The sequence below is a fragment of the Streptomyces siamensis genome (assembly GCF_039543605.1).
Classification (GTDB): Bacteria; Actinomycetota; Actinomycetes; order Streptomycetales; family Streptomycetaceae; genus Streptomyces; species Streptomyces siamensis.
Map to the genome: position 1 here is coordinate 139,889 of NZ_BAABKB010000045.1, position 17,444 is coordinate 157,332.

A 17,444-nucleotide genomic window follows, 5' to 3' on the forward strand; every position below is an offset into this window, starting at 1 on the left:
ATGCGCAATCCTCTGGAGGACGGCTTCGGACAGGCCCGCGCGGTCGCCGACGCCGTCCTGTTCGAGGGGTACGTCCTGTACCCGTACCGCGCCTCGTCCGCCAAGAACCAACTGCGCTGGCAGTTCGGCGTCCTGGTGCCGCCCGCCTGGGCCGCCACCGGCGGGGAGCACGCCGTCCAGCGCACCGAGGTCCTGCTGGAGCCCCGGGCCGGCGACCGGCTCCACGCCGAGCTGCGCTTCCTGCACGTGCGGCGGCGCACGGTCGAACGGCTCGGGTCCGACGGCCGCTACACGGAGGTGGCCGAACTGGAGCTGCCCGACCGGGTGCTGGTCCCCTGGGACGAGGGCCACGAGGAACGCGTCCTGATCCACGCGCCGTTCGACGAGCTGACGGAGCCTCAAGCGGCGGCGCGCGTGGTGAAGTTCGACCTGCCGCCCGCCACCGAGCGCGAGCCCGTCACGGACTCCGAGGGCCGGACCGTGGGCCGGCTCGTCCGGCACCGCGAGCGGCTGTCCGGCGAGCTGCGCCCCCTCGTCGAGGAACTCCCGGGGCCCTACCGGGTGTTGCGGCTCACGGTCGCCGTGCACAACACCACGGACGCCGACGTCGCCGACCGTACGGAGGCACTCGCCCACAGCATGATCGGCACCCATCTGCTGCTCGGCGTGCCCGGCGGGCGGTTCCTGTCGATGACGGACCCGCCGGAGTGGGCCCGCCCTGCCGTCGCGGAGTGCCACAACGACCACACCTGGCCGGTGCTGGCGGGGCCGCCCGGCGCGGAGGAGATCATGCTCTCCTCGCCGATCATCCTGGAGGACCATCCGGCCCTCGCCGACGAGAGTCCGGGCCCGCTGTACGACGCCACCGAGATCGACGAGATCCTCTCGCTGCGCACGGCCGCGCTCACCGAGCGGGAGAAGCGCGAGGCACGGGGCACGGACGCGCGTGCCGCCGAGGTCGTCGACCTGGTCGACAGCATGCCGCAGGCGGTACAGGAGCGGCTGCACGGGGCGATCCGCGGTCTGCGCGAGGTCACGGGGGAACCCGGTCCCGAAGGATTCGCCCCGGCCGGACCGGTCCCCGCGCGGGCCGGGCCGGGCCTCGCGGCGGCCGGTGCGAGCTCCGGGGCCGCCGATCCGTACCCGGCGCCGGCGGAACCGGGGTTCTCTCCCGCCGCGACCGGCCCGACCCTGCCGGACGGCCCGGGACACCCTTGGTGGGACCCCGCGCAGGACCCCGCCGCCGAGGAGGAGGCACCGGCCGCCGTCGTCGTCGACGGCCGGACCGTGCGCCCCGGAAGCAGGGTGCTGCTCACACCGGGCGCCCGGCGCTCGGACGCCCAGGACGAGTTCCTCTTCGGCCGGCGTGCCACGGTCGAGGCGGTCGTCGGAGACCTCGACGGCGAGACGCATCTCGCGGTGGTCGTGGACGACGACCCGGGCACCGATCTGCGCCGCGCGCAGGGCCGCTTCCTGTACTTCCGGCCCGACGAGGTGGCCCCGCTGGAGGAGGAGGCACCATGACCGAGCCGGACAGGACACGCCGGATCCTGGTGGCGGGAGTCGGCAACGTGTTCCTTCAGGACGACGGATTCGGCGTGGAGACGATCCGGCGTCTCGCGGACCGCGCCGGTGAACTGCCGCCCGGCACCGAGCTCATGGACGCCGGTATCCGGGGCGTGCACCTCGCGTACCGCCTGCTGGAGGGCTATCACACCCTCGTACTCGTGGACGCCGTCAGCCGTGGCGGCCGGCCCGGCACGCTGTACACCGTCGACGTCGGGCCCGAGCCGCCCGCCGCCCCGTCCACGCCGATGGACAGTCACGCCATGGACCCCGCGAGTGTCCTGGCGCTGCTGCACGACCTGCACGCCGGTGCGGGCGGCACCCTCCCCGAGGCGGTGTACGTCATCGGCTGCGAACCGCGTGCCACGGACGAGGGCATGGGTCTGACCGCGCCGGTGGCCGAGGCGGTGGAGACCGCCGCGGACCTGGTGCTCGACCTGGTGCGCCGCGACACCTCCGTACCCCAGAGAAGCTGACGAACGATGGAGGCAACCATGGAATGGACATGGGTGGGCGTCGCCGCGGGCCTCGTGCTGGCCTACGGAGTCGCCAGGAACCTGCCGGACATGCGCCGTTACCTGCGCATACGGCGCATGTGATCCCGGATCAGCGCCTCGGTCTCCCGCAACTGTCCGTCGGTGGGTCGCGATCCGTCGACGGGCCGGGGCCCGGCGGGCCGCGCACCGTCGACGGGCCGGGCACCATCGGCGGGCCGGGGCCCCTCGGCGCCCCGTGCGCCTCGCGCGCGTCCGTCGGCCGCCGCCCCGGGACCGCCCGCACCCGGCGCCCGCCGGCCGGTACCGGACCCGGACGCGTCGGCGGACGGCCGGCGCGCGGCGGGGCCGGGGGTGCCACCGCGCCCGTCCCGGCCGCCGACGTCCTCAAGCTGCACATACCGTTCGAGGAAGAGGTGGAGGGTGCTGTGCAACTCCCCCAGGCGCACGAACCACAGCGCGAGGTCCATCGCACCCTGCTGGGTGATCGCGTAGACACGGCGGGCGGGACCGCTCGCGGAGGCGTGCCAGCGCGAGGTGACCTCGCCGCTGCTCTCCATGCCGCGCAGCAGCCGGTACACGTGTGCCGGATCGGTGTCGGCGCAGCCGAATCCACCCAGGCGTTGCACCAGCTCGTAGCCGTGGCCTTGACGCTCGGCCAGGAGCAGGAGAAGCACCGGGGTGAGCAGAGCGCGCCGTTCGACGTCATGCCCAGTCATGGTCCTCTCAGCCTAGCCAGCCGGGCGCGACCCACAATTTCGCAGAGCGCGCGGCCGCCCCGCGCACGGACCCGGGCGGGTGACGCCGGTGCATGAGCTCTCCATAGCCGTCGCGGTCGTCGAACAGGTCGAGGAGGCCCTACGGGGACAGGGCTCCGCGGTCGAGTCGCTGACCCTGCGGATCGGCGAGCTCGCCGGTGTGGTGCCCGAGGCCCTGGACTTCTCGTTCGGGCTCGCCACGGAGGGAACCGCGCTGGCGGGGGCACGGCTGCTGATCGAGACTGTTGAGGCGCGGGCGCGCTGCGACGGGTGCGGCCGCGAGGCCCCCACCGGGATGCCTCCCGTGCTGTGGTGCGCCGACTGCGGGAGCACGCTGACCCTGCTCGGCGGCCGGGAGTTGGAGATCGTCCGGGTGGTGGTCGCCGACGGGAGCCCGGACGGTGGAACCACGCACCGCGGGCCGCGGGCCGCCCCGGCGACGGGCCGTACGGACGACCAGGAGACGAGCCATGTGCCGCACCGTTGACCTTCATCAGGCCGTCCTCGCCAAGAACGACGAGAACGCGCTGACCCTGCGGGGCTATCTGGGTGACCGGGGCACCACCGCGGTGAACCTTCTGTCCAGTCCCGGCAGCGGCAAGACGGCCCTGCTGGAGCGGCTGTTGGCCCGTGCCGTGGCCGAGGGCACTCCCGCCGCGGCGGTCACCGCGGACCTGGCCACCGAGAACGACGCGACCCGGCTCGCCCGTTCGGGTGCCCCGGTGCGGCAGATCCTCACCGACGGGCTCTGTCATCTGGAGGCGGGCATGCTTCAGCGACAGCTGGACGGCTGGCTGCCCGAGGGCACCCGGATCCTGTTCGTCGAGAACGTCGGCAATCTCGTCTGCCCCGCCTCCTACGACCTCGGCGAGACCCTGCGCATCGCGCTCGCCTCGGTGACCGAGGGCGAGGACAAGCCCGTCAAGTACCCGACGGCCTTCGGGCTCGCGCATCTCGTGGTGGTGACCAAGACCGACATCGCGGACGCCGTGGGCTTCGACCGCGAGGCGTTCCTGCGCGGCGTCGAGCAGGTCAATCCCGGGGTGCCCGTCCTGGAGACGTCCGCGCGCACGGGCCGGGGCGTCGACGCGCTGCTGGCCCACGTGCTGCGCTGCGCGGCCGGCGACGCGCCGCACACGCCCGTGCTCGCGCAGGAGCACGCCCGGCACCTGCACAGCCACGAGCACGAGACCGGACCCGCACAGGCGAACGGACACCACCCGCAGACTGCGGGGCAGCGGCCGTCCGGCCCCGGGCACTCGCACCCGGCGGATCACCACGCGTCCGGCCCGGGAGACCCGCACACCGCGGACCACCCCGTCGGCCCGGGACACCCGCACGAGCAGGAGCCCGCCAGGTGAGTCCGTCCCCGGGGCGCGAGCGCCGGCACGTCACCGTCAGGGGCGTCGTCCAGGGAGTCGGCTTCCGGCCGTTCGTGTACACGCTCGCCGAGCAACTCGGCCTGACCGGCTGGGTCACCAACAACGCGCAGGGCGTCGAGGCCGAGGTGGAGGGGCCGGCCGCCGCCGTCGCGGAGTTCTGCGAGCGCGTCGGGACCCGGCCGCCGCCGCTCGCCGTCGTCGAGTCGGTCGAGCAACGTGTCGTGCCGCCGGAGAACGACGGCTCGGTGTTCACCATCCGGCCCTCGGCCGGCGGCCCTGGCCGCACACTGGTCTCCCCGGACACGGCCACCTGCGACGCCTGTCTGAGCGAACTCGCCGACCCGGCCGACCGGCGCCACCGGCATCCGTTCATCACCTGCACGCACTGCGGTCCGAGGTTCACCATCGTCACCTCGCTGCCCTACGACCGGGACCGGACCACCATGGCCGGGTTCCCGATGTGCGCCGACTGCGCGGGCGAGTACACCGATCCGGCCGACCGGCGCTTCCACGCCCAGCCGATCGCCTGCCCGGCCTGCGGCCCGCGGCTCACCCTGCGGACCGGGCCCCACGACGCCGACGGGCCGCGCGACGCGGCGGCACTGGCCGAGGCCCGCCGGATGCTGGCCGAGGGCGCCGTGGTCGCGGTGAAGGGGCTCGGCGGCTACCACCTGGCGTGCGACGCGGGCGACCCCTCGGCCGTGCGCACCCTGCGCAAGCGCAAGAACCGGGGCGACAAGCCGTTCGCCGTGCTGGCGGACTCCCTGGAGACCGTGGAGCGGCTGGCTCTGGTGGGCGACGCCGAGCGCGAGTTGCTGCTCGGGCCGCGCAAGCCGGTCGTCCTCCTGCGGCGCCGGACGTCCGCGTGCCCCGACGTGGCCGCGGCGGTCGCCCCCGGCAGCCCCGACCTCGGGGTCATGCTGCCGTACACGCCGCTGCACCGGCTGCTGCTCGGACTGCCCGGAGATCCTCCCGGCCCGGCCGTCCTGGTCATGACGAGCGGCAACCGGTCGGGCGAGCCGATCGTCACGGACGACGCGGAGGCGCTGGCCCGGCTGGAGGGTCTGGCCGACGTCTGGCTCGCCCACGACCGCCCCATCCACGTGCCGTGCGACGACTCCGTGGTGCGGGTGTGCGCCGGGGCCGAACTGCCGGTGCGCCGCTCACGCGGGTACGCCCCGTTCCCCATCGCCCTGCCGGTGCCGGTGGTCCCGGCGCTGGCCACCGGCGGCGACCTCAAGAACGCCTTCTGCGCGGGTGACGGCCGCTACGCCTGGTTGTCCGCACACGTCGGCGACATGGACGACCTGGCGACGCTGAACGCCTTCGAGCGGGCCACCGCGCAGCTGACGGATCTCACCTCCGTCGCACCGCGACTGCTGGTCGCCGACCGGCACCCCGGTTATCGCTCCACCCAGTGGGCGCACCGCGAGGCACGGGCGCGTGACCTGCCGCTGCGTCAGGTGCAGCACCACCACGCCCATGTCGCCTCCGCCATGGCCGAGCACGGCCTGGACGGCTCCGAGCAGGTCATCGGGATCGCCTTCGACGGGACGGGGTACGGCGACGACGGTGCCGTGTGGGGCGGCGAGGTGCTGCTCGCCGACTACGACGGATACCGCAGGTTCGCCCATCTGGGCTATGCCGCCCTGCCGGGTGGCGACGCCGCCGTGCGCAACCCCTACCGGATGGCGCTGTCCCACCTGCGCACGGCGGGTCTGCCCTGGTCGGAGGAGCTGCCGTGCGTCGGGGCCGCCACTGCGGAGGAACGGCGGCTGCTGCGACGGCAGCTGGAGCGGAACCTCAACTGCGTGCCCACCTCCAGCATGGGCCGACTGTTCGACGCGGTGTCCTCTCTGGCGGGCGTCTGTCACCGGGTGGAGTACGAGGCGCAGGCGGCGATGGAGCTGGAGAACGCGGCGCTGGAGGACCTGTACGGCGCCTCCGGGTCGCCCGCCGGCCTCCTCGACGACGGGCGAAAAGGTGCGTACCGGTTCATGCTGAGACCGGTCCGTCAGGACCCGGAGGCACCGTTGGTCGCCGATCCGGCGCCGGTGCTGGCCGCTGCCGTCGCGGATGTCCGCGCCGGGGTCGCGGCCGGTCCGGTGGCGCGTCGGTTCCACGCGGCGGTGGTCTCCCTCGTCCAGGAGGTGTGCGCGGTGGCACGGGAACGCACCGGCATCGGCACGGTCGCCCTGAGCGGCGGCGTGTTCTGCAACGCCCTGCTGACCGAGGGCTGCTGCGCCGTTCTGGAACGGGACGGCTTCGCCGTCCTGCGGCACCACAGGGTTCCCCCCAATGACGGCGGTCTTGCGCTCGGGCAGCTGATCGTCGCCGCCCGCGCCACGCGGTAGCGCGGGAGTACTGCACGAGCGAGGCAGGAGCGACTCATGTGTCTGGCCGTACCCGGCCGAGTGCTGAAGATCGAGGAACGTGACGCGACGCGGATGGCCAAGGTGGACTTCGGCGGTGTCGTCAAGGACGTGTGTCTGGAGTACGTGCCGGACATGCAGGTCGGTGACTACGCCATCGTCCATGTCGGGTTCGCCCTGCAACGGCTGGACGAGCAGTCGGCGAAGCAGACCCTGGAGCTCTTCGAGAACCTCGGGGTCCTGGAGGAGGAGTTCGGCGACGCCTGGGGCAAGGCCGCCAGGGACGCGGGCGCCGAACGCCCCGCCGGTACCGAACTCCCGGACACCGGACCCGCCCCCACGAACGGCGCCCGGCCCGGTCACGACGGGCCCGCCGCCGAGGACAGTGCCGACAAGGAGGCGCGGTCATGAAGTACCTGGACGAGTTCAGCGACCCGGTCCTCGCCAAGCGGCTCTTCGACGACATCAGGGCGGTCACCACACGGCCCTGGTCCCTCATGGAGGTCTGCGGCGGGCAGACGCACTCGATCATCCGTCACGGCATCGACCAGTTGCTGCCCGAGGAGATCCAGCTGATCCACGGGCCGGGCTGTCCGGTGTGCGTGACGCCCCTGGAGATCATCGACAAGGCGCTGGAGATCGCCTCCCGTCCGGACGTGATCTTCTGCTCCTTCGGGGACATGCTCCGGGTGCCCGGCAGCGGACGCGACCTGTTCAAGGTCAAGAGCGAGGGCGCGGACGTCCGGGTCGTGTACTCCCCGCTGGACGCGCTGAAGATCGCCCAGGAGAACCCGGACCGTCAGGTCGTCTTCTTCGGCATCGGCTTCGAGACCACGGCCCCGCCCAACGCGATGACCGTCCACCAGGCCAAGAAGCTGGGCATCACCAACTTCAGCCTGCTGGTCTCCCACGTCCGGGTGCCGCCCGCCATCGACGCGATCATGAATTCTCCGGACTGCCGGGTCCAGGCGTTCCTCGCCGCGGGCCACGTCTGCACGGTCATGGGCACCGCCGAGTATCCGGAACTGGCCGAACGGCACCGGGTGCCCATCGTGGTGACCGGCTTCGAGCCGCTCGACATCCTGGAGGGCATCCGCCGGGCGGTGCGGCAGCTGGAGTCCGGTCGGCACACTGTGGAGAACGCCTACCCCCGGGCCGTCCAGGCCGACGGCAGCCCCGCGGCGCGCGCCATGCTGGCCGACGTCTTCGAGGTGACCGACCGGGCGTGGCGCGGCATCGGCACGATCCCGCAGAGCGGCTGGCGGCTGTCGCCCAAGTACCGCGACTACGACGCCGAGCACCGCTTCTCGGTCACCGGCATCGAGACGGAGGAGTCGACGGTGTGCCGCAGCGGCGAGGTCCTCCAGGGCCTCATCAAGCCGCACGAGTGCGCGGCGTTCGGCAAGGAGTGCACACCGCGCAATCCGCTGGGCGCGACCATGGTCTCCAGCGAGGGCGCGTGCGCGGCCTACTACCTGTACCGGCGGCTGGACGCCCCGAACAAGGAGGCGAGCAGCGTTGTCTGACTCCGCGTCGGCACCCGTCGACTTCTCGTCCTGGACCTGCCCGGCGCCGCTGCGCGACCACGACAAGATCGTGATGGGGCACGGCGGTGGCGGCACGCTCTCCGCCGAGCTGGTGGAGCACCTGTTCGCGCCGGCCTTCGGCAGCGACGTGCTCGCCGAACTGGGCGACTCCGCGCGGCTGTACCTGGACGGCGCCCGCCTGGCGTTCTCCACCGACTCCTTCGTCGTGCGTCCGCTCTTCTTCCCGGGCGGCAGCATCGGGGACCTCGCGGTGAACGGCACGGTCAACGACCTGGCGATGGCCGGGGCCGTGCCCGCCTACCTCTCCTGCGGGTTCATCCTGGAGGAGGGCGTCGAACTGGCCGTCGTGGGACGCGTGGCCGAGGCTCTCGGCGAGGCGGCCCGTACCGCCGGGGTGACGGTGGCGACCGGTGACACCAAGGTGGTCGACGCGGGGCACGGGGACGGCATCTTCATCAACACCGCCGGGATCGGTGTGATCCCGGCGGGCGTGGACATCCGTCCGCAGCGCGCGACCCCCGGAGACGTGGTGCTCGTCAGCGGCCCCATCGGGGTGCACGGCGTGGCCATCATGAGCGTGCGGGAGGGTCTGGAGTTCGGCGTCGAGATCGAGAGCGACACGGCGTCGCTGGCCGGTCTGGTCGCGGAGATGCTGGCCGTCTGTCCGGACCTCCATGTGCTGCGCGACCCGACCCGCGGCGGTCTGGCCACCTCCCTGAACGAGATCGCGGGCGCGGCGAACGTCGGCGTCCGGCTCGACGAGCGCTCGCTGCCCGTGCCGGACACGGTCGCCAACGCCTGTGCGTTCCTGGGCCTGGACCCGCTGTACGTGGCCAACGAGGGCAAGCTGGTGGCGTTCGTGCCGCCCGAGCACGCCGATGCCGTGCTCGCGGCCATGCGGGCCCATCCGCTCGGCAAGGAGGCCGTGGCGATCGGCCACTGCGTCCCCGATCATCCCGGCATGGTCGTCGCGGCCACCGGGCTCGGCGGCACCCGCGTCGTGGACATGCCGCTCGGCGAGCAGTTGCCCCGCATCTGCTGACGACCGCACATCGGATCCCGAGGCCGGCCTCGGTGACGTCTCCTGCGCACGGCGGGCGTCACCGGGGCCGGCCTCTTGTGGGACCGGCCGCCTGTGCAACCCTCTCGCAACCTCCGGGATGGTCGGCTGAGCGATGGCCCGGCCGTGGTGCGCCGTCGGTGGGGTCACCGCATCCGTGACCCGACGGGGAGAGCCGATGGATGTCGTCCCGCGCGTGGAGCTGACGCCCGCAGCAGCCGAGCTGGTACGGCGGCTGAGCGCCCTCCACGGACCGTTGATGTTCCACCAGTCGGGCGGCTGCTGCGACGGCAGTGCGCCCATGTGCTATCCGAACGGCGAGTTCCGTACCGGCGGCTCCGACGTCCTGCTCGCCGATCTGGAGGTCGAGGGCCTCGACGACCCGGTGGCCTTCTGGATGTCCAGGAGCCAGTACGAGCTGTGGAGCCATACGCGGCTCATCGTGGACGTCGTGTCAGGCCGGGGCAGCGGCTTCTCGCTGGAGGCACCCGAAGGAGTGCGTTTCCTGATCCGTTCCCGGGTCGTCGGCGCCTAGCCATCGGAGCGGGCGCCGCCGTCTGGTGCAATTCCCCTGAGTCCTGCGAAAGTTGACGAGACCTCAGGGGGCACTGTGACGCGTCGTGACGGACGGCTCAGAACGGTACTGACGGTTTTCACGGCATGCGGAGCGCTGGCCGGTGCCGCCCTGGTGGGGGCGGCACCGGCCAGCGGCGCGGAGGAAGGCACCGCGATCGCGCCGGGCGTGGAGTACACCCAGCTGGACATCCAGGGGGCCAAGGGGGTGGCGCACGCGCATGTGCTCGACGTCGATCTGCGCGACCCCCGTGTGCGCGTCGGACTGCTGAACCCGGGTGCCGTGGCGTCCCGGGCGCCGGTCTCCCGGCTCGCCGACGACCAGGGCGCCGTCGCGGGAGTCAACGGCGACTTCTTCAACATCACGGAGACCCAGCATCCGGGCGTGGAGGCGACCGGCGCGACCGTGGGCCCGGCGATCGCGGGCGGGCACGCGCTCAAGGCGGCCGTGCCGAACGGGCAGCGCTTCGGGCCCGCCCTGCCGCCCGGCACGACGACCGAGGACGTGTTCGGTGTGGGCGTCGACCGCAGGGCCCGGCTGGACGGTCTGACGCTCGACGGCTCCGTGCGCAGCCATGAGGGACGGTGGCCGCTGGGCGGGCTCAACCAGTACGCGCTGCCGGAGGGTTCGATCGGCGCGTTCACGTCGGACTGGGGCAGCGTCTCCCGGGTGCGGGCCACCTGCGGCACGGACACCGAGCGGGCGGCGCCGTGCAGCACGGACACATACGAGGTGACGGTCGAGGGCGGACGGGTCGTGTCGGCGGCCGACACCCCTGGTGCCGGTCCCGTCGTGTCGGGCAGCACGGTGCTGGTGGGCCGGGAGGCGGGCGCCCAGCTGCTGCGGAAGCTGTCCGTGGGCGAGCGGGTCACGGTGCGGCACCGTCTGGTCGCGGAGGCCTCCCGCATCCCGTACGGCATGGCGCTGGGCGGCTACCCGATGCTCGTCGACGGCCGTCCGCTGCCGGGGCTGGACGACACGACCGCGGCGGTACGGACCGCGGTGGGCATCGCGGACCACGGCCGACGCATGCTGCTCCTCGCCCTGGACGGCGCGCCCGAGTACCGCAACGGGCTCACGATCGCGGAAGTGACGGAGACGATGCGGCAGTTGGGCTCGCAGGACGCGTTCAGCCTGGACGGCGGGGGATCCAGCACGATGGTCGCCCGGCAGCCGGGTGCGGACGCGGTCGGCGTCCTCAACCATCCGAGCGGTGGCGCCGAACGCCCCGTGCCGAACGGCATCGGCGTGTTCTCGCGTCCCTGACCCCCGGGTCCGGCCGGCGCCGGAGTCTCTCAGGGCTTCAGGCTGCCCACGATGTCCGCGGTCGCCGTGAGCCCGCTGAGGATGGTCGGGGCCATGCTCGTGCTGGCCAGATAGAAACCGAGCAGCACGCAGACCAGGGCGTGGGAGATCTTCAGTGCGCCGTTGCGCAGGAAGACCACCGCCAGGATCAGGAGCAGCAGCACCACAGAGATGGAAATCGCCATCGTCAACCTCCTCCACCACGTCCGCTTCGCGGCGTTCGGCCGTAAGTGTGGCGTAGCGAAGGGTTCGTCCGGGCGGCTGACCTGTCCTCCGAACGTGTGGTTCTCGCACCCGGTCGCCCGCCGGCGGGCGACCGGGTGCGCGGGCGGTGACTACGCCCGGTGGGCGTCCAGGAACGACTCCAGGCCGGCCAGGTCGTCCGTGTTCAGGTAGTCGACGTCGGCGGCGAGCAGTTCGCCCCACAGCGCGTCACGGGCCGGACCCGCCAGGTCGGGTGTCGCCCAGAAGCGGACCTTCTGCCGGCGTCCGTGCGCCGCCGCGATGATGCCGCGCAGCTTCTCGCGTTCGGCCGCCGGGAAGGGGCCGTCGCCCAGCCAGCTGAAGTTCAGGGTCCAGTTGTCGCTGATCAGCGGGACGAACGAGGCGGGGGCCGCGGTGCCGAGGTCGCTGAGCCGCCCGTCGTAGAAGGCGCGCCGCACGGTCTGGGCCTCCATCGGCGCCCGGGCTGCCCGGTCGCCGGAGATCACCGCCGTGACCGGTCCGGGGTGCACCCGGCCGTGCGCGTAGGTGGTGAACAGATGGCGGTGGCGGCGCAGGTGACGGTCGAGTTCGAGATACGTCGACGCGCCCTCGGTCTTGATGTCGACCAGCAGTTGCAAGGGCTCACGGTAACCGCGGTACACCGAGCCGCGGTTGGCCCTGACGCGGGCGGCGAGGGGTTCGAGGTAGAGGGATTCGAGGGTGCGGGTCGGGTCGAGGTCGACGGGGTCGTGGGCGACGAGGAGCTGGTCGCCGACGAGATAGATGTCGGCCTCGACGCTGCCGAACCGGTGGTCGAGGGCGTCGTACAGGGGGCGTGGGTGCTCGTAGTCGTTGTGGGCGTGTGCGCGCCGCAGCGGGCGGGGGCCGTGGTGGCCGCCGCCCGCCCACGCCTGCGTGGCCGGCAGTGCGACCGCGCCGGCGAGGGCGGCGCCGAAAGTGGTGAGGGCTCTGCGACGGGTGGTGAGGGCCATGCTCTGCCTCCCTTTGAGGGCCGGGTGGGACCGAAGCGAGTATGCGTTCGGTACGGGCCCAAGGAGCCTCTCCGTGCGGGGAGTTGGCTGGACTGCCGCCCTCTGTTCACTTCTCGGGGCGGCCCGCACGACAAAGCCCGCCCCAGGTGGGGCGGGCTTTCCCGGACGGGCCGGAGGCAGGTCAGGGCGCGCGCAGGTCGACCAGTTCGGCCAGCGCCTCGCGGTGGGCGCCCGCCGTGCCGTACGCCAGGGAGTCGGCCTTGGCCCGCTTCAGGTACAGGTGCACCGGGTGCTCCCAGGTCATGCCGATGCCGGCGTGCAGCTGGAGCGCCTCCTCGGCGGCGTGCACCGCGACCGGAGCCGCGTAGGCCTGGGCCACCGCGACCGCGACGTCGGCGTCCGCGCTGCCGGTGGCGAGCGCGTCGGCTGCGTTGCGGGCGGCGGCACGCAGGTTGACGACCTCCAGCCACACCTGCGCCAGCCGGTGCTTGAGCGCCTGGAAGCCGCCGACGGGACGGTTGAACTGCTTGCGCTCCTTCAGGTAGCGCACCGTCTCCGTCAACGACCATTCGGCCAGACCGAGTTGCTCGGAGACCAGCAGTCCGGCACCGGCGCGCAGGGCCCGTCGCACGGCCGGCTCCGCGTCGCCCAGCCGGCGGCCCGGGACCCCGTCGAGGCCGACGGTGGCGACGGGACGCGTCAGGTCGAGGGACACCCGCGGGGTGACGGTCACGGACTCCGCGTCCACGGCGTACAGGCCGCCGTCCTGTGCGGGTACCAGCAGCACGTCCGCGGCGACGGCGTCCGCGATGCCGGTCAACTCGCCGTGCAGCAGCCCGTCTTCCAGCCGTACGGTGCTGAAGGCGGCGCCCGGCGCGGTGCCGAGGCTCACGGCGAGCACTCCGACGGTCCGTCCGGAGGCCAGCCGACCCGTCAGTTCGTCGTCCTGGCAGGCCAGCACGGCCTCGGTGGCCACCACGGCGCTGCTCAGATAGGGCACGGGGGCGACGGCGCGCCCGAGCTCCTCCAGGACGACGGCGGCTTCACGGTGCGTGGCGCCCTGGCCGCCCCCGGCCTCGGCCTCGGGCACCAGGAGGCCCGCCAGCCCCATCCCGGCCGACAGCGCCTTCCAGAGCTCGGGGTCGTGCGGTGTGTGCGACTCGGTGCGGGCGATGACGCCCGCCGCGTCGCAACGGTCGGCGAGGAGGTCGCGGACGGCGGCGCGCAGCGCCTCTTCCTCCTCCGAGTAGAGCAGATCGGGCTGGGTGCTCTGCGTTGTCATCGGGCGAGGTCCTTCCACGCGACGTCCTTGTCCGTGCGCGGCTCGGACGGCAGTCCCAGGACGCGTTCGGCGACGATGTTGAGCAGGACCTCGCTGGTCCCGCCCTCGATGCTGTTGCCCTTGGAGCGGAGATAGCGGTAGCCGGCGTCGCGGCCGGTGAAGTCGACGAGCTCGGGCCGTCGCATCGTCCAGTCGTCGTACAGCAGGCCCTCCTCGCCGAGGAGTTCGACCTCCAGGCCGGAGATCTCCTGGTTGAGCCGGGCGAAGCCCAGCTTCATGCCGGATCCCTCGGGGCCGGGCTGGCCCGCGACGAGCTGCTGGCGCAGCCGTTCGCCGGTGACACGGGCGACCTCTGCCTCCACCCACAGCTTCAGCAGCCGCTGATGCAGGTCGTGGGTGCGCAGTTCGGGGCGCTCGCGCCAGGTCCTGGAGACCGGCCCGATCATGCCGCCCTCGCGCGGGATGCGCATCCCGCCGATGGACACGCGCTCGTTCATGAGCGTGGTCTGCGCGACCTTCCAGCCGTCGCCGACGTCGCCGAGGCGCCGGGAGTCGGGGATACGGACGTCGGTGAGGAAGACCTCGTTGAACTCGGCCTCGCCGGTGATCTGGCGCAGCGGCCGGACCTCGACGCCCGGGTCGGTCATGTCGCAGACGAAGTAGGTGATGCCCCGGTGCTTCGGCACGTCCGGGTCGGTGCGGGCGATGAGGATCGCCCAGCGGGCCACATGGGCGCTGGACGTCCACACCTTCTGCCCGTTGACCACCCAGGTGTCGCCCTCGCGGACGGCCCGGGTGCCGAGCGCGGCGAGGTCGGACCCGGCGCCGGGCTCGCTGAAGAGCTGGCACCAGACCTCCTCCCCGGTCCACAGCGGCCTGAGGAAGCGTCGCTTCTGATCCTCGGTGCCGAAGCCGAGGATCGTGGGCGCCGCCATGCCGAGGCCGATGCCGATGCGCCGCGGGTCGTTGTCGGGGGCTTGGGCGGCCTCCAGTTCGGCGTCCACGACGGCCTGAAGGGTGCGCGGGGCACCGAGTCCGCCGAGGCCCTCCGGGTAGTGCACCCAGGCCAGGCCGGCGTCGAAGCGCGCCCGGAGGAAGTCCGTGCGGTCGGTCGTGGCGGGCGGGTGCGCGGCCAGCAACTCCTGGGCGCGGCGGCGCAGTTCGGCTGCGTCGGTCATGCTGCGGCTCCATTCTCCAGTGCGGGGAGCACGGCGATCCGTCCGGTGGTGACACCGTCGGCGACGCGCTGCACGGCGGCTGCCGCCCCGCTCAGCGGCACGCGCTCGCTCACCAGCGGCTTGACGGCACCCCGGGCGGCGAGCTCGGTGAGCTGCTCGTGGCAGTGCTGGACCAGCTTCGGGTTCTTGGTGTTGTACAGGCCCCAGTGCAGGCCGAGGATCGAGTAGTTCTTCACGAGGGCGTGGTTCAGCGCGGGACTGGGGATCGTGCCGCTCGCGAAGCCCACGACGACGATCCTGCCCTCGAAGGCGACGACCTTCGTGGACTGGGTGTAGGCCTCGCCGCCGACAGGGTCGTAGACGACGTCGGCACCCCGGCCGCCGGTGGCCTGCTTGACCGCGGCGACGACGTCCTCGGCGCGGCGGTCGATCACCACGTCGCAACCCAGCTCGCGGGCCACGGCGGCCTTGTCGGCGCCGCCGACGACGCCGATGACGGTGGCGCCCGCCGCCTTGCCGAGCTGCACGGCCGCGCTGCCGACCCCTCCTGCGGCAGCGTGGACGAGCAGGGTCTCGCCGGCCTCCAGGCGGGCGCGGCGGTGCAGGCCGAACCATCCCGTCTGGTAGCCGATGTGCAGGGCGGCGGCCTCGGCGTCGTCGAGGGCCTCCGGTGCGGGCAGCAGGGCGGCGGCGTCCGCGAGCGCGTACTCGGCGAATCCGCCGTGCGGCAGGGCCGGGTTGGCGATCACGCGGCGGCCGTCCTCGGTCTCGCCGCAGATCTCCACGCCGGGGGTGAACGGCAGCGGCGGCCTGACCTGGTACTGGCCGCGGCAGAGCAGTGCGTCCGGGAAGTTGATGTTCGCGGCGCGCACCTTCAGCAGGACCTGGCCGTCACCGGGCGTGGGCCGCTGCACCTCCTGGAGGCGCATCGCCTCGCTCGGCTCGCCGTTCTGGTGCACTTGCCATGCCTGCATGCGGGGCCTCCAGGGGCTGCGTCTCGGTGTCCGGCGTCTGGACCGCGGTCGATCGCATACTAAGCGGTCGCTTGCCTGCCTGGGAACAGTCGGCGCCGGTCGTCTTCGACACGCCCCGTCAGTCGCCCCGCCCGCGCCGGGCGGGCCGCGCCCTGACGTGCATCCGCTCCCCCTGCGCGCCGAACAGGCTCAGGAACTCCACCGGCCCCTCCCCCGTGGACCCGAACCAGTGCGGTACGCGGGTGTCGAACTCCGCGGCCTCCCCCGGCCCGAGCACCACGTCGTGCTCGCCGAGCACCAGCCGCAGCCGCCCCGACAGCACGTACAGCCACTCGTAGCCCTCGTGGACCCGCGGGTCCGGCTCCATGCGCCGCTTCGGTTCGAGCACCTTGTAGGCCTGGAGCCCGCCGGGCTGACGGGTCAGCGGCCAGTGGGTGCGCCCGTACCGCACGATCGGCTCGGCCCGTACCCGCGGGTCGCCCACCGGTGGCGCTCCGACGAGCTCGTCCAGCGGCACCTGGTGCGCCCGCGCGATCGGCAGCAGCAGTTCCAGACTGGGTTTGCGCAGTCCTGACTCCAGGCGGGAGAGCGTGCTCACCGAGATGCCCGTCGCCTCGGACAGTCCCGCGAGGGTCGCGCCCCGCTCCTTGCGGATCCGCCGCAGCCGCGGCCCGACCTCGGCCAGCACCTCGTCCGTCTCCGTGTCCTCACTCATGCTCGTATTGCAGGATCGGCAAAGCCATTTGTCAATTCTGCGGGGATCGCGGGACCTTCTCGGTGGAGGTGGTCACCATGACCGAGAGGTACGAAGTCGTCGTCGTGGGAGGCGGCACGGCGGGACTGTCCGCGGCGCTGGTCCTCGGCCGGGCCCGGCGCCGCACGCTGGTCGTCGACGCGGGCGAGCCCCGCAACGCGCCCGCCGCGCACATGCAGGGCTATCTGTCGCGGGACGGCATGCCGCCCGCCGAGTTCCTCGCCGAGGGACGGCGCGAGGTCGAGGGGTACGGGGTCGCAGTGGTCCGGGGCCGCGTGGTGGACGTGGCCCGGGACGGCGCCGGCGAGTTCGACGTCACGCTCGCGGACGGGCGGCCGGTGCACGCGCGCCGGCTGATCGTCACGACCGGACTGGCCGACGAGCTGCCGTCGGTGCCGGGGGTCGCCGAGCGGTTCGGGCGGGACGTGCTGCACTGCCCGTACTGCCACGGCTGGGAGGTGCGCGACGAGGCCTTCGGCGTGCTCGCCACCACGCCCATGAGCGTGCACCAGGCGCTGATGGTGAGCCAGTGGTCGAAGGACGTGACCCTCTTCCTGCACACCGTCCGCGAGGACGAGCTGACGGACGACGATCTGCGCCGGCTGGCCGCCGCGGGCGTCGCCGTGGTGCCGGGCGGGGTCGCGGAGCTGGTGGTCGCGGACGACCGGCTCACCGGGGTACGGCGCGCGGACGGCACGACGCACGCCCGTTCGGTGCTGTTCGTCGCGCCGCGCGCCGTCCCGCGGACCGGCCTGCTGGAACGTCTGGGCGCCGAACTGCGCGAGACCCCGTTCGGAACGTATCCGGTGGTCGACGAGACGGGGCTGACGAGCGTGCCCGGCGTCTGGGCCGCGGGCAACGCGATCGGCTTCGCGGAACAGGTCGTGAACGCGGCGAGCGGCGGCTACCGGGCGGCGGCGACGCTCAACGGCGAGCTGCTCTTCGCGGACCTCGACGCGGCCGTGGCGCGGGGCTGAACCGGGGAGCGGCCCGGCCGCCCCG

The 17,444-nt window shown here is 73.1% G+C and carries 19 protein-coding genes; 12 read left to right on the forward strand and 7 right to left on the reverse strand.

Annotated elements, in window-relative coordinates:
• The 3 genes from ABEB03_RS40710 to ABEB03_RS45515 are packed head-to-tail and all read left to right on the forward strand — an operon-like array spanning window position 1 to window position 2,165.
• Window positions 1-1,524: a hypothetical protein gene (locus ABEB03_RS40710; protein ID WP_345658067.1), complete on the forward strand. Its 1,524-nt coding sequence runs from the start codon at window positions 1-3 to the stop codon at window positions 1,522-1,524.
• Complete coding sequence (locus tag ABEB03_RS40715; RefSeq protein WP_345658068.1) at window positions 1,521-2,042, forward strand: hydrogenase maturation protease; 522 nt, start codon at window positions 1,521-1,523, stop codon at window positions 2,040-2,042. Before ABEB03_RS40710 ends, ABEB03_RS40715 begins: the two co-directional genes overlap by 4 nt.
• Before the next feature lie 18 nt (window positions 2,043-2,060).
• On the forward strand, window positions 2,061-2,165 hold the full coding sequence (locus ABEB03_RS45515; RefSeq protein WP_425589369.1) for a DUF6893 family small protein: 105 nt from the start codon (window positions 2,061-2,063) through the stop codon (window positions 2,163-2,165).
• On the opposite strand, the gene ABEB03_RS40720 is transcribed toward ABEB03_RS45515, so the two are convergent.
• A complete protein-coding gene (locus ABEB03_RS40720) occupies window positions 2,141-2,779 on the reverse strand; it encodes a helix-turn-helix transcriptional regulator (protein WP_345658069.1) in 639 nt (212 codons plus the stop codon). The two genes, ABEB03_RS45515 and ABEB03_RS40720, sit on opposite strands and share 25 nt — an antisense overlap.
• A gap of 79 nt (window positions 2,780-2,858) precedes the next feature.
• Here ABEB03_RS40720 and ABEB03_RS40725 point away from each other — a divergent pair, with 79 nt between their 5' ends.
• From ABEB03_RS40725 to ABEB03_RS40760, 8 genes are all read left to right on the forward strand, one after another.
• On the forward strand, window positions 2,859-3,305 hold the full coding sequence (locus ABEB03_RS40725) for a hydrogenase maturation nickel metallochaperone HypA (RefSeq protein WP_345658070.1): 447 nt from the start codon (window positions 2,859-2,861) through the stop codon (window positions 3,303-3,305).
• A complete protein-coding gene (gene hypB, locus ABEB03_RS40730) occupies window positions 3,289-4,179 on the forward strand; it encodes a hydrogenase nickel incorporation protein HypB (RefSeq protein WP_345658071.1) in 891 nt (296 codons plus the stop codon). Before ABEB03_RS40725 ends, hypB begins: the two co-directional genes overlap by 17 nt.
• Window positions 4,176-6,554, forward strand: coding sequence for a carbamoyltransferase HypF (hypF, locus tag ABEB03_RS40735; RefSeq protein ID WP_345658072.1), 2,379 nt, complete (start codon window positions 4,176-4,178; stop codon window positions 6,552-6,554). Before hypB ends, hypF begins: the two co-directional genes overlap by 4 nt.
• A gap of 36 nt (window positions 6,555-6,590) precedes the next feature.
• Window positions 6,591-6,983 carry a HypC/HybG/HupF family hydrogenase formation chaperone gene (locus ABEB03_RS40740; RefSeq protein ID WP_345658073.1) on the forward strand — a complete coding sequence of 131 codons (393 nt, stop codon included), beginning with the start codon at window positions 6,591-6,593 and terminating at the stop codon, window positions 6,981-6,983.
• A complete protein-coding gene (gene hypD, locus ABEB03_RS40745) occupies window positions 6,980-8,098 on the forward strand; it encodes a hydrogenase formation protein HypD (protein WP_345658074.1) in 1,119 nt (372 codons plus the stop codon). Before ABEB03_RS40740 ends, hypD begins: the two co-directional genes overlap by 4 nt.
• 73 nt (window positions 8,099-8,171) lie before the next feature.
• Window positions 8,172-9,161, forward strand: a complete 990-nt coding sequence (gene hypE / locus ABEB03_RS40750) for a hydrogenase expression/formation protein HypE (protein ID WP_425589375.1) — start codon at window positions 8,172-8,174, stop codon at window positions 9,159-9,161.
• Window positions 9,162-9,357: 196 nt separating this feature from the next.
• Complete coding sequence (locus tag ABEB03_RS40755) at window positions 9,358-9,714, forward strand: DUF779 domain-containing protein (protein WP_345658076.1); 357 nt, start codon at window positions 9,358-9,360, stop codon at window positions 9,712-9,714.
• A 75-nt stretch (window positions 9,715-9,789) separates the two neighbouring features.
• Window positions 9,790-11,019: a phosphodiester glycosidase family protein gene (locus tag ABEB03_RS40760; protein WP_345658078.1), complete on the forward strand. Its 1,230-nt coding sequence runs from the start codon at window positions 9,790-9,792 to the stop codon at window positions 11,017-11,019.
• Between the two features lie 29 nt (window positions 11,020-11,048).
• On the opposite strand, the gene ABEB03_RS40765 is transcribed toward ABEB03_RS40760, so the two are convergent.
• The 6 genes from ABEB03_RS40765 to ABEB03_RS40790 all read right to left on the reverse strand — a co-directional run bounded on the left by ABEB03_RS40765 (window position 11,049) and on the right by ABEB03_RS40790 (window position 16,403).
• Window positions 11,049-11,243 carry a hypothetical protein gene (locus ABEB03_RS40765; RefSeq protein ID WP_345658079.1) on the reverse strand — a complete coding sequence of 65 codons (195 nt, stop codon included), beginning with the start codon at window positions 11,241-11,243 and terminating at the stop codon, window positions 11,049-11,051.
• A gap of 150 nt (window positions 11,244-11,393) precedes the next feature.
• Complete coding sequence (locus ABEB03_RS40770) at window positions 11,394-12,254, reverse strand: phosphatidylinositol-specific phospholipase C/glycerophosphodiester phosphodiesterase family protein (protein ID WP_345658080.1); 861 nt, start codon at window positions 12,252-12,254, stop codon at window positions 11,394-11,396.
• Between the two features lie 181 nt (window positions 12,255-12,435).
• Entirely contained in the window at window positions 12,436-13,536 is a 1,101-nt protein-coding gene (locus ABEB03_RS40775) for an acyl-CoA dehydrogenase family protein (RefSeq protein ID WP_345658082.1), read from the reverse strand.
• Complete coding sequence (locus tag ABEB03_RS40780; RefSeq protein WP_345658083.1) at window positions 13,533-14,714, reverse strand: acyl-CoA dehydrogenase family protein; 1,182 nt, start codon at window positions 14,712-14,714, stop codon at window positions 13,533-13,535. The genes ABEB03_RS40775 and ABEB03_RS40780 overlap by 4 nt, the downstream gene beginning before the upstream one ends.
• A complete protein-coding gene (locus tag ABEB03_RS40785) occupies window positions 14,711-15,688 on the reverse strand; it encodes an NADPH:quinone oxidoreductase family protein (protein ID WP_345658084.1) in 978 nt (325 codons plus the stop codon). The genes ABEB03_RS40780 and ABEB03_RS40785 overlap by 4 nt, the downstream gene beginning before the upstream one ends.
• A gap of 118 nt (window positions 15,689-15,806) precedes the next feature.
• Window positions 15,807-16,403, reverse strand: a complete 597-nt coding sequence (locus ABEB03_RS40790) for a helix-turn-helix domain-containing protein (RefSeq protein WP_345658085.1) — start codon at window positions 16,401-16,403, stop codon at window positions 15,807-15,809.
• Between the two features lie 77 nt (window positions 16,404-16,480).
• On the opposite strand from ABEB03_RS40790, the gene ABEB03_RS40795 reads away from it, so the two are divergent.
• Window positions 16,481-17,419 (forward strand): NAD(P)/FAD-dependent oxidoreductase, encoded by a 939-nt coding sequence (locus tag ABEB03_RS40795; protein ID WP_345658087.1) that lies wholly within the window; start codon window positions 16,481-16,483, stop codon window positions 17,417-17,419.
• Window positions 17,420-17,444 lie beyond the last annotated feature (25 nt).

Coding starts and splice junctions, on each gene's coding strand:
- ABEB03_RS45515 (WP_425589369.1), top strand. CDS start 2,061: ATGGAATGGACATGGGTGGGCGTCGCCGCGGGCCTCGTGCTGGCCTAC.
- hypB (WP_345658071.1), top strand. CDS start 3,289: ATGTGCCGCACCGTTGACCTTCATCAGGCCGTCCTCGCCAAGAACGAC.
- hypE (WP_425589375.1), top strand. CDS start 8,172: ATGGGGCACGGCGGTGGCGGCACGCTCTCCGCCGAGCTGGTGGAGCAC.
- ABEB03_RS40720 (WP_345658069.1), bottom strand. CDS start 2,779: ATGACTGGGCATGACGTCGAACGGCGCGCTCTGCTCACCCCGGTGCTT.
- hypD (WP_345658074.1), top strand. CDS start 6,980: ATGAAGTACCTGGACGAGTTCAGCGACCCGGTCCTCGCCAAGCGGCTC.
- ABEB03_RS40765 (WP_345658079.1), bottom strand. CDS start 11,243: ATGGCGATTTCCATCTCTGTGGTGCTGCTGCTCCTGATCCTGGCGGTG.
- ABEB03_RS40795 (WP_345658087.1), top strand. CDS start 16,481: ATGACCGAGAGGTACGAAGTCGTCGTCGTGGGAGGCGGCACGGCGGGA.
- ABEB03_RS40715 (WP_345658068.1), top strand. CDS start 1,521: ATGACCGAGCCGGACAGGACACGCCGGATCCTGGTGGCGGGAGTCGGC.
- ABEB03_RS40785 (WP_345658084.1), bottom strand. CDS start 15,688: ATGCAGGCATGGCAAGTGCACCAGAACGGCGAGCCGAGCGAGGCGATG.
- ABEB03_RS40710 (WP_345658067.1), top strand. CDS start 1: ATGCGCAATCCTCTGGAGGACGGCTTCGGACAGGCCCGCGCGGTCGCC.
- ABEB03_RS40755 (WP_345658076.1), top strand. CDS start 9,358: ATGGATGTCGTCCCGCGCGTGGAGCTGACGCCCGCAGCAGCCGAGCTG.
- ABEB03_RS40770 (WP_345658080.1), bottom strand. CDS start 12,254: ATGGCCCTCACCACCCGTCGCAGAGCCCTCACCACTTTCGGCGCCGCC.
- ABEB03_RS40790 (WP_345658085.1), bottom strand. CDS start 16,403: ATGAGTGAGGACACGGAGACGGACGAGGTGCTGGCCGAGGTCGGGCCG.
- ABEB03_RS40780 (WP_345658083.1), bottom strand. CDS start 14,714: ATGACCGACGCAGCCGAACTGCGCCGCCGCGCCCAGGAGTTGCTGGCC.
- ABEB03_RS40775 (WP_345658082.1), bottom strand. CDS start 13,536: ATGACAACGCAGAGCACCCAGCCCGATCTGCTCTACTCGGAGGAGGAA.
- ABEB03_RS40740 (WP_345658073.1), top strand. CDS start 6,591: ATGTGTCTGGCCGTACCCGGCCGAGTGCTGAAGATCGAGGAACGTGAC.